We start from the raw sequence: 2,610 nt of genomic DNA on the forward strand, positions 1-2,610 counted from the left end.
CCAAGTCTTATCGATGAATAAACCACAAAGTGACAGGGCAAAAATGATTTGAGTGTGTGCGCTCGACATTTCAGCTGCGCGATGCACCGCGACTTCATGTAAACGCCAGAACAAGTAAACGACGTAAATTAGAATGGCAACGGTTACGAAGAAAACAAAACCCATGAATAATTCTGAATCAAGAAGCTTCAGAATGGTGGGATAACCGTTTGAGAAATATTCTTCAGGTAGGCTTTTTCCATGAATGGTCCCAAGCTTGGACAGGCCAATAGAGGCTCCAACGAGGATACTCAGCCCGACAAAGAGCTTGATGGTATAAGATAAAAATGATTTCGCTATCCTTGTCGTTTTGTCCCATATTCCCTCCGTTGGTAATACAGGTGAAGTATTCGTTGACATGATGTGTAGGGCCTTAGTTATTGATATGCCACTAACCATACACTCAGTAGTACCTTTATTTGGAATACACGAAATTCCAATTTACTGAAAGGTCAAATCCAACGTAGTGAAAGGAGTCAACTGCGATTACTATCGCGATACTCGCCCCAGAGTGAAGCGAGCATCTTTGCGACTAATGAATTGCTGTTATTGCGGGCGACTATATAGGTAACCTTGGTGCAAACAGTAACCAAGCTGGCACAAAATGTATTGCTGGCGACGTGTTTCGACCCCTTCGTAAATCATAGTCATGTTAGACAAGCGGCCTATCTCTGAGATATTTGTTAACACTGCTGTGTGATGCTCTCCTGATTCAATATCCTTCACAAAGCAACGATCTAGCTTTAAGTAGGTTGGAGAAATAGCACTGATGATTTCTATATTGTTGTTACCGGTACCAAAGTCGTCTAATGCGATTGTGATCCCCAGTTGCTTGATGTCATTGATGTTATCGATAACCTCGCTTCCATAGCCGAGGTTGGAATATTCAGTGATCTCAACAATAAACTCGTTCACTTCCATTGAAGCGAGATGCACGCGAATTTTGTGGAAGTTTGGCCCAACTAAAGCGCTTGGGCAAACGTTGATTCCGTATATCGCGTGGCTATTGTTTAGTTTTGCCCGCTTTACTGACTCAATTTGTAAAATAGTATGGAAAGTGAGCAGGTTACATTTTCTCATTGAATGAATGAAATCGAGCACGCCAACATTACGCACTCGTGATAACAGTTCGTAATATAAAATGCTGTTATCTTCTGTGTTAATGATTGGCTCTTCTTCAAAAGATATTCGGTGCCATCGAGCTATGTATTGCACAGCACCGAATAAGTAGTGGCGGTAGCAAATGAAAGACAGAATGAACAAGGTGGCAGCCCATAGATATAAAATGTATTTACTAAAAAAGTGTAGGGTTGCGCCTGAAGGTAGTGACTTACTGTAGATCGGTAGTCCACCATCGCCTATGGTCATTAAGTAGAAACCGTCCTTTTCAATCGTAATTGAGTTAGTGAAAAGAGAGAGCGAGGCGTTTCGATAGCGGGCTTCAATTGAGCGCTTTGAAATACGCGCGACTAAGTGCGATTTGGTGTCTGGGGCAGAGAACCGCGTATATGCAAAGTCGTTACTGTCATAGAAATCATCGGTGAAGTTTGGGTCTACGACTTTCGATTCATTTCGAGTAATAAAGCACGACTTTGAAGGGGTAGAAACTAAAACGGAATCTATGTTTAGAGAATGCCTAAGAGCATGTACCGCACCATCATTATCACAGCCAAACTCCATTACTTCTTCAGCGATGTCTCTAGTGTTTTGACTGTATTCGATGGCTATAGTGGAGGTGTATAAGATTTGGAAAAAGTAGGCAACGCCCAATATTCCACTTGAGATTGTGAGCATTAAAATAGAAGACTTAATGAACTCCTTTCTATAGGTTCTTACGAGTAGCTTAACGACATCTACACGACTTGGCTTAAATTGGTTAATGTCTGGCTTACAGCAATTAGGTTTTATCGCCGCCTTCTCAAGTTCAATGAAATAACCGACCCGATAAAGATTTGTAATTATCTCACTGTCTTCAGATATATTTGCTTTTTCACATAGGCCCCGAYATTTCTTACGCAGGGAAGCGATGATATTTTTTAAAGCGTACAAGCTTAACTCTTCATTGAAGTGTTTTTGAAATGAACTTTCAAGATCACGAGCAGATTGAGGAGAGGAAACAGAAGACCTATCACTTAAAACCTTAAATACAAAACTCTCCTTATTGTTCAGGCTTATTTCTGAAATCTTAATGCCATCCTTTTTAATGTAGATTTTTTCTTCGTTATAGATCAGTTGCAAACTCTCATTGCTTTTAAAAATATTGAAAGCACAGTGCATGACTCAACTCCTCAGTTACGTGACTATATGAATTGCTAATTGGGAGGGGTATTCATCAGAAACACCTGCAGTTTCCATCTAGCGTATTTAATAAGCATATTGACGTGTGATGAATGTCACATGCTGTTGTTTCTAATAGAAAAGTACAGGGTTTTTAGTAGGGAGTGAATTTATAAATTAATGCAAGAGGATTACAAGGATTGCAATGGATAAATCCAATGTTTTTGGTATTTATCCAATTGAATTGCGTGTTTTTAGATGTTCTTATTTAAATTAGTGATACCTATATTAGTA

General features: G+C 39.7%; 2 protein-coding genes. Both read right to left on the reverse strand.

Annotation, left to right across the window (positions count from 1 at the left end; genetic code table 11):
- A partial coding sequence (locus L4C33_RS21380; protein ID WP_428814405.1) for a magnesium transporter occupies positions 1 to 399 on the reverse strand: 399 nt, incomplete at its 3' end.
- A gap of 186 nt (positions 400 to 585) precedes the next feature.
- Positions 586 to 2,316 carry an EAL domain-containing protein gene (locus L4C33_RS21385; RefSeq protein ID WP_428814406.1) on the reverse strand — a complete coding sequence of 577 codons (1,731 nt, stop codon included), beginning with the start codon at positions 2,314 to 2,316 and terminating at the stop codon, positions 586 to 588.
- Between the last annotated feature and the right edge of the window lie 294 nt (positions 2,317 to 2,610).

The sequence above is a fragment of the Vibrio makurazakiensis genome, from assembly GCF_050337375.1.
GTDB classification, from domain to species: Bacteria; Pseudomonadota; Gammaproteobacteria; order Enterobacterales; family Vibrionaceae; genus Vibrio; species Vibrio makurazakiensis.